This is a genomic window from Mesobacillus sp. (genome assembly GCF_047739415.1).
Lineage (GTDB): Bacteria > Bacillota > Bacilli > Bacillales > Cytobacillaceae > Mesobacillus.
Genome location: NZ_JBIQOE010000232.1, coordinates 1 through 8,226, shown reverse-complemented (window position 1 = coordinate 8,226; position 8,226 = coordinate 1). Strand labels below are relative to the sequence as shown.

7 protein-coding genes, 1 pseudogene and 1 other annotated feature are annotated in these 8,226 nt (G+C 45.3%); of the genes and pseudogenes, 1 reads left to right on the top strand and 7 read right to left on the bottom strand.

Annotated elements, in window-relative coordinates:
• Window positions 1-773, bottom strand: a 773-nt coding sequence (locus tag ACH0QE_RS18355) for a class I tRNA ligase family protein (protein WP_415801931.1), incomplete at its 3' end; no start/stop codon positions are given.
• 56 nt (window positions 774-829) lie between these two features.
• Window positions 830-1,074, bottom strand: a binding site (T-box leader).
• 178 nt (window positions 1,075-1,252) lie between these two features.
• On the opposite strand from ACH0QE_RS18355, the gene ACH0QE_RS18350 reads away from it, so the two are divergent.
• A complete protein-coding gene (locus ACH0QE_RS18350) occupies window positions 1,253-1,447 on the top strand; it encodes a hypothetical protein (RefSeq protein ID WP_023627118.1) in 195 nt (64 codons plus the stop codon).
• A gap of 18 nt (window positions 1,448-1,465) precedes the next feature.
• Here the strand turns inward: ACH0QE_RS18350 and ysxE are convergent, their stop codons facing one another.
• From ysxE to ACH0QE_RS18320, 6 genes and pseudogenes are all read right to left on the bottom strand, one after another.
• On the bottom strand, window positions 1,466-2,503 hold the full coding sequence (ysxE, locus tag ACH0QE_RS18345) for a spore coat protein YsxE (RefSeq protein WP_415801930.1): 1,038 nt from the start codon (window positions 2,501-2,503) through the stop codon (window positions 1,466-1,468).
• A 427-nt stretch (window positions 2,504-2,930) separates the two neighbouring features.
• Window positions 2,931-4,118, bottom strand: a complete 1,188-nt coding sequence (spoVID, locus tag ACH0QE_RS18340) for a stage VI sporulation protein D (protein WP_415801929.1) — start codon at window positions 4,116-4,118, stop codon at window positions 2,931-2,933.
• Between the two features lie 597 nt (window positions 4,119-4,715).
• Window positions 4,716-6,005 (bottom strand): glutamate-1-semialdehyde 2,1-aminomutase, encoded by a 1,290-nt coding sequence (gene hemL / locus ACH0QE_RS18335; protein ID WP_415801928.1) that lies wholly within the window; start codon window positions 6,003-6,005, stop codon window positions 4,716-4,718.
• 69 nt (window positions 6,006-6,074) lie between these two features.
• Window positions 6,075-7,055: a porphobilinogen synthase gene (hemB, locus tag ACH0QE_RS18330; RefSeq protein WP_415801927.1), complete on the bottom strand. Its 981-nt coding sequence runs from the start codon at window positions 7,053-7,055 to the stop codon at window positions 6,075-6,077.
• A 3-nt stretch (window positions 7,056-7,058) separates the two neighbouring features.
• Window positions 7,059-7,799, bottom strand: a complete 741-nt coding sequence (locus ACH0QE_RS18325) for a uroporphyrinogen-III synthase (RefSeq protein WP_415801932.1) — start codon at window positions 7,797-7,799, stop codon at window positions 7,059-7,061.
• Window positions 7,800-7,831: 32 nt separating this feature from the next.
• Window positions 7,832-8,226 (bottom strand): annotated as a pseudogene (locus tag ACH0QE_RS18320) (hydroxymethylbilane synthase); the annotation flags it as partial.

The following is an 8,226-nucleotide window of genomic DNA, read 5'->3' as shown; positions in this document are numbered from 1 at the left end:
ATCTCACGGCCAACGATTGGCAGTGTTACCGTCTTGCCGATCAAATGCTTGTAGCGGTCATCTTCTGGATGAACAGCAACCGCAGTATCACCAAGCATCGTTTCCGGTCTTGTTGTTGCGATTTCAATGTGGCCGCTGCCGTCTGCAAGAGGATATCTCATGTGGTAGAAAGCACCCTGAACATCTTTATGGATAACCTCGATATCAGATAGGGCCGTTTTAGCAGCTGGGTCCCAGTTGATGATATATTCACCGCGGTAAATCAATCCTTTACGGTAAAGAGAAACGAAAACTTCTTTTACTGCCTTGGATAAGCCTTCATCCAATGTGAAGCGCTCGCGGCTGTAGTCAAGTCCAAGTCCAAGCTTTGACCATTGCTTGCGGATATGCTGTGCGTATTCCTCTTTCCATTTCCATGATTCCTCAAGGAACTTTTCACGGCCAAGTTCATAACGATTGATGCCCTGGCTGCGAAGTTTTTCGTCAACCTTCGCCTGTGTAGCAATGCCAGCATGGTCCATACCTGGAAGCCATAGAACATCGTAGCCCTGCATGCGCTTCATACGAGTAAGGATATCCTGAAGCGCTGTATCCCACGCATGGCCAAGGTGAAGCTTGCCAGTTACGTTTGGCGGCGGAATCACGATTGTATAAGGCTTTTTCGTTTCATCGTCCTTCGCTTCGAAAAACTTCCCTTTGATCCACCATTCATAGCGTCCCTGCTCAATCGAAGACGGATCGTATTTAGTCGGCATAGACAAATTCTCTTCCATCAGTTTTTCCTCCATTCAAATACATTTCCTTGAAAAATAAAAAACTCCATTCGCCATAAAAGGACGAATGGAGTTTGTTCGCGGTACCACCTTTTTTCCCAGCAACGGTAAAAACACCTCTGTTGCCGGCTCAAATCTGGATAACGGCTCTTCACCGCCGCCTGTTACTGGGGGTAATTCCGTTCCCAGGCGATGCTCAAGGGCGACCTTCCATGGTTCCTGGCTTAGAAGTCCTCTCAGCTACTGGACTCCCTCTCTTCAAGCTGGCTGCTCATGTACTCTTCCCTGTCAAAGCTTTACTTTATTGTGTTTTTGTATATTAGATATACTACCCAAAAAAGGGGATTGACGTCAATCATCATTTCCTACTTTTTATTATTTTATACTTTTTCCACCTCTATGTGCGAACAATAAGCACATTTTGGGCCAATCAGTCATAGAATAAAAAAAGGGATACCTGATTGTTTGGAGGGATGGCGTTGAAGAGACGAAGGTATAATCCTTATACACTCCCGCGGTGGGCGAGGACGGCGCGTGCAGTATGTGCTCAGCTCATTATTCCTTTTTGCGTGTTCCAGGGAATCCGCACACTTTTCTTTCCGACGACATTTGATGTCTTCCTGTTATCGATATTCATCTTGATTGCACTGGCCATCAAATTCGAAATTATTTAAGGAGCCAAAGAGCATGATTCAGCTCTGGGCTCCTTCTTGTTTTGCCTGTTCCTTTTGCTTTTCCAGTTCGTCTATCTTAGTCACTACATACCCCGTATTGCTCAAGAGCCAGTACTGGCGCTGCAGCTTTTGGACAAACTTCCTCTCATCCACTTCGGTTTTGCGCTGATGGTACAATTCCGCTACACGGATAATCCCCGATGGAAAAGCAAGATAGCTCATGAATAACTGCATTTCATCCTCACGGAACGGAAAATACTTCAGATAGACATAAATCCAGTCGATGATTTCGTCTCCATATTTCGGCTGTGTCTTCAGCGACCTTGCTAAAAAGGGCAGCAAATCCTGGATCGGGGACCCTTGACGCGCCTTCTCGAAATTGATGAAATACCCGTAACCTCTTTCATCGAACAGGAAGTGTTCAGGAGAGACCTTCCCGTGAAGCGTTACCGTCCTCGTTTTCTTTTGCTCCTTCGTTTTTTCATTCCAACTTTCAAGTTTCTGCTTCGCGAACTGCATTGCCTGGCTAATTTGAATGTAATACAGGCAGAATGTCAGTTCAAACGGTGACATATATACTCTGTCCTCGCAGCTTTCAAGGAATCCATTTATGAATTCTTCTTCCTTTTCCCATTCTTTTATCGTCTTTTCGAAATGCTCTTGCTTAACTTCAGTGCTGATTTCCATTTCCTTTACTGACAAGGTATGCATCCTCGCAAGTTCCCTGAAAAACTGTTGGTGTCTTTGCGATTGGCCCTCCCTAGTCTCATTTGGCATCCACGGCATTAGATAATACAGGGACTTATTATGCAATACTGCGTATCGTCCGTCGTTTGCCGGATAGACTGGAACAATCCTGTTATAGCCTTTTTGATAAAGGTTTTGGATGTGTTTGATAAAATCCGTCCCCTCATATGGGTGGATCTTTTTTAAAGCAAATGTCCCTGACTTCGTATAGACTTTTTTCACTTTGCCAAAATCCTCCGCAAAATACGGATCGATAGGGTATTGCTTTAACACTGCAGATTCTTCTTTTAAAAAATTGCGATCATCCATTGGATCTCGCCTACTTTCTCGACATTATATCGATAAATAGAACTGGGCAGGTGTTTTACACCTGCCCATACTAAAAGCTATAGCAATCCCAGCCAGCAGCCAAGCCAGCCCTGACAACCAGCCTCCTTCTGGACAAGGCATTGCTACAAAGAAAAGCGCAAGCGCCTTGGTCAGCCCCGACAAGCGTTGCCCGCCTTAAACGCCACGTCCTGCGGCTGGCGGGTCTAGCACATCGTGTGCCCTCGGAGGGCCTGACAGTGAAGTCGTTCTTTGACTTCATTGGCAGGACCGAAACGACTCGAGCTGCTAAAAGCTAACGCTTCTCGCAAGATACTCCTGGAAGCCTACTCAGGGATGAAAACTGGCTAGGCGCTGGAGCTGGACACTAATCAAAGCGCAAAAAACTTTATACTTAAAGTGAAAAATATTAATTATTATGAACCGCTACACCTGGAACATATAGCACCTGGCCTTCATGAACCTCATGGTCGATGCTCAGATGATTCACCCGCAGAAGTTGCTGTACTGGCACATCATAGCGTTCAGAGATTGACTGAAGTGAGTCGCCTTGCTGGACAATGCACACTCTGATTTTGGCAACTTCTGTTTCTTCTTCCTTCCTCGCCAAAAATTCAGCGATTGAAATGCCTTGCTTCATGTTCGGCTTTTTCTTTTTCAATAATGGAGAAGAAGAACTTTCCGGAGATTCCTCCATTTCAGCAGGCATAATCTCTGCCTCTTGCTGGTCTTCCATCTCCAGTTCAACTTCAACTTCTTCTTCCTGCTCAACTTCGAACTCTTCAACAGGCTCCGGCTCGCCTCTGAAATCACTAAAAGCATACTCCGGAACTGGTTGGTGTTCTCTTTGCTCCTGAAATTCTGGTTCAGATCCTTCTTCCGCTTCTGCTTCTTTCTTGGCTTCTGCCCTGAAAGGCGCATACAATTCTTCTTCATAGGAAGCTTGCTCTTCCTCTTGATTTAATGTTTCATTTTGCTGGACAAATGAATAGGCAGGAGCTTCCGGGAAATCTGGTTCAGCATCATCTTCTGTTCTTTGGCTAACTGCACCTGCAACGGCGTCTGTTTCAACCTCTGCATCAACTTCCGCAGTAGCTTCCTCACGGTAACTGACTTCAAGTTCCTCGGCTTCTTCGCTGTCCTCCTCCTGATCAGCTTCATGCTGTTGTTCGCCGTATAACCCAGTGATGGCAAGATCAGCGTTCAGCTTTAGGCGGTCTTTTTCTGGAAAAACATAATCAAATCCTTCTACCTGAATATCAATGTCATAAATGCTTTCAATCCGGTTTTTAGGGATTGTAATATCCACTGGGAAACGGTGAAGGAATTCATTGACCCCTTCCTCCCTCTCCATGACAGAATGGACGTACTTAAGAGCAGATAGTTGTTCCTCATCATTCTCTTGCTGTTGTTCGTGGCATGTATATTCCCCAGTCAACTCCAGCGATCCGCGAATGGATACGTATTGTTCATTTTCCTGGATGGTTATATTCGGATCGAGTGAAATCGAGACAAGCTCCGCGACTTCCTGTCCTCTTTGAAACCACACTGACTCCTCTAATGAAAATCGCAGGCACGATTGATTCCCCTGAGACAAAGCGACTCCTCCTTTCATTCCTTAAACGTAAAATCACTATGTCATTAACACTTTATGAGTCTATATTTACTTTTATGATAATTTAGAACATAAAAAGGAGTTGGTAAGGATTGTTCGAAGTGAATCTGTCTGAGCATAAGAATAGGTCGGACAAAGTTTAGAGGATAACGTTTGCCTTTTGTCCGAACCTGGGGCTACTTCGGACAAAGTTAAGAGGATTACGCTGCCTTTTGTCCGAACCAGGGGCTACTTCAGACAAAGTTTAGAGATTTTGACTGCCTTTTGTCCGAACCGGGGGCTACTTCAGACAAAGTTTAGAGATTACAACTGCCTTTTGTCCGAACTTGGGACTACTTCAGACAAAGTTTAGAGATTACAACGGCCTTTTGTCCGAACCCTGGGCTACTTCAGACAATTCTTCGTTGACTTTAACGATGTTTTGTTCGAACCTAGGGCTACTTCGGACAATTCCTCGTGACTATGACTGTGTTTTGTCCGAACCTGGAGCTCAGACAAAATCTGCTGAAGACATCGAGATCTTTTCTGAACAAAAAACAAAAAAACACTCCCCAAAACGGAGAGTGTCACACAAATTATTTATTCTGCAAGCTTCGCAAATGCTTTCTCAGCTGCTTCAATTGTTTTTTGCAGGTCTTCGTCTGTGTGTGCTGTTGACAGGAATAATCCTTCGAACTGTGATGGTGGGAGGAATACCCCTTCGTTAGCCATTTCACGGTAGTATGCTGCAAAAAATTCAAGATTCGATTGTTTGGCTACTTCATAGTTGATGACATTTTCATTTGTGAAGAAGATGCCGATCATCGAGCCTGCACGGTTGATTGTGTGCGGAATTCCATATTTCTCAGCCGCTGCTTTTAATCCCCTTTCAAGGATATCAGCTTTGCGCTCAAACTCTTTGTATGATTCTGGTGTCAGCTGCTTCAATGTTTCCAGGCCAGCTGTCATCGCCAGCGGGTTGCCTGATAGTGTTCCCGCCTGGTAAATCGGACCGCTTGGAGCGATTTGTTCCATGATTTCTCTTTTACCGCCGTATGCTCCTACTGGAAGGCCTCCGCCTATTACCTTGCCAAGGCAAGTAAGGTCAGGAGTTACATTGTAATATCCCTGTGCACAGTTATAGCCTACGCGGAATCCTGTCATGACCTCATCAAAAATCAAGACGGTGCCATACTGGCTTGTGATTTCACGAAGGCCCTCTAGGAACCCTTCAACAGGTGGTACGACACCCATGTTCCCGGCTACTGGCTCAACGATCACGCCGGCGATATCATCACCATACTGTTCGAATGCGTAACGGACGCTCTCCAGATCGTTGTAAGGTACTGTAATCGTGTTCTTAGCAACTCCCTCAGGAACACCTGGGCTGTCAGGCAAACCCAGCGTGGCGACGCCTGAACCAGCTTTTATAAGCAATGAGTCACCATGTCCATGGTAGCAGCCTTCGAATTTCAGGATCATATTCCGTCCTGTATACCCACGAGCAAGGCGCAAGGCACTCATCGTTGCCTCAGTTCCCGAAGAAACCATTCTTACCATCTCAATTGAAGGCACACGGTCAATGACTAATTGAGCAAGCTCATTTTCGACAACTGTCGGTGCTCCGAAGCTTGTCCCAAGCTCCGCTACTTTCTTGATTCCCTCAACGACCTTGTCGTTAGTGTGGCCAAGGATCAGTGGTCCCCAAGATAGTACATAATCAATATATTCATTGCCATCGATGTCATAGATTTTTGAACCTTTCCCTTTTTCCATGAAGATAGGATCCATATTGACAGACTTAAATGCGCGGACGGGGCTGTTTACTCCTCCAGGCAAAAGTTCTTTCGCTTCTTTAAAAGCTGCAATCGATTTATCATATGAGCGCATACTATCCCTCATTTCTTTTTAATTGGCTCTCTCAAGAATGCTCCAAATATCAACAGAGCCTTTTATTCATTACTGTTCCTTCAGCCAGCGTGCTGCATCCTTCGCATGGTAGGTGATGATCAGGTCTGATCCGGCGCGCTTCATTCCTGTCAGCATTTCCATGACGATGCTCTTCTCATCAACCCAGCCGTTTTGCGCGGCTGCTTTGACCATTGAGTACTCACCGCTGACATTATAGATGACAACAGGCAGGTTGAAGTTGTTTTTCACATCGCGGACGATGTCCAGGTATGGCATGCCTGGTTTAACGATCAGGAAGTCCGCTCCTTCCATGACATCGGACTCTGCTTCACGCATAGCTTCGATACGGTTTGCAGGATCCATCTGGTAGGATTTGCGGTCGCCAAATTGAGGTGTACTTTCTGCAGCTTCGCGGAATGGACCGTAAAATGCAGATGAATATTTCACCGCATAGGACATAATCGGCACATCATGGAATCCCGCTTCATCCAATGCAAAGCGAATTGCCGTAACAAAACCGTCCATCATGTTTGATGGAGCAATGATATCAGCGCCGGCTTGTGCCTGGCTGACGGCCGTCTTTCCTAATAGTTCTAGAGAAGGGTCGTTAAGTACTTTGCCATCCTCAATTACGCCGCAGTGGCCATGGCTTGTATATTCACAAAGGCAAGTATCGGCGATGACAACCATATCAGGAAAATCCTTTTTGATGACTCGGATCGCTTCCTGCAAAATTCCGTGGTCATGATACGCCTGACAGCCTACTTCATCTTTTTCGTTCGGAACGCCGAAAAGCAGCACAGATTTAATGCCCAGAGATTCCACTTCCGTGATTTCTTCTTTTAGGTTATCAAGGGATAATTGATAGACTCCCGGCATTGAAGAAACTTCTTTTTTTACATTTTCTCCTTCAACGACAAAAAGCGGATAGATCAAGTCTTCAGTGCGAAGATAGTTTTCACGTACGAGCGCGCGCATATTCGCTGTCTGGCGAAGACGGCGGTGGCGGCTGAATTCAAGGTGTTTCATGGATTACCCTCCAATATTTATATACTTGGCAACGCTGTTCAGCATCTCTTCAACGGTGTATTTTTCCGGCATGGCATGGACCTTCAAACCCCAATGCTCAGCCTTCCTTTTTGAAACGGGCCCGATGCAGGAAATGATGCAATGTTTCAGCCTGTCCCTCAAATGATATTCTTCAACGATTTTCATAAAATGATCAATCGTAGATGGGCTTGTAAATGTAAGTATATCAAGACTTTCTTCGGTTAGCATCTTAACGAGCTTGCCCCTGCTTTCTTCAGGCAGGAATGTTTCATAGATAATGATTTCATCAACGATGGCGCCCTTTTCGTTCAAAGCATTAGAGATATAATCCCTGGCCAGGTTCCCCTTAGGAATCAGGATCCTTTCCCCCTGTTTGACATGAGGTAAGAACTCATCGATAAACCCTTCGGCAACAAATTCTTTTGGTACAAAGGCTACCTTTTCTCCCATATCTTCAAGGATTTCTTTCGTCTTTTCGCCAATAACGGCTATTTTAGGCAGAAGAGCCCGACTCTTTTGGATAAAAGAATAAAATGTTTCCACAGTCACATTGCTCGTAAAAATGATCCAATCGTAGTTATGTAAATTCGTAATTGTATTATGTAGTTTTTTAGAAGCTGCAACCGGCTGAAAGGCAATAAGAGGGATCTCCACGGGAATCCCTCCATTTCTTTTAACCAAATCGGAGAAAGACTTCGCGTGAGCCTTTCCCCTTGGAATCATGACCGTTTTATTTTGCAGCGAATGCGCTGGTATCATTCACTATCTAGCTCCTGTTTTACCTTGTCGATCAAGTCTTTTGCTCCCTGGCTGATCAGCCTGTCAGCTGCAAGCTCACCCAGCTCCTCAGGATTTGTTCCTGTAACCTGTTCCTTAAAAATTATCTTTCCATCAGGCGAGCCGACTAGTGCTGTCAACACGATTTCTTCCTGATCATTGAGATATGCATATCCAGCAATCGGTACCTGGCAGCCGCCTTCCATCATGTGAAGGAATGCTCTTTCGGCTCTGACTGTCGCACTTGTTTCAGCACAAGTGAATTTTTCAAGCAGCTGAAGAAGCTCTTCATCATCGCCGCGACACTCGATTGAAAGTGCTCCCTGGCCAACAGCAGGTACACAAATATCCTCATCAATGAACTCGGTAACTA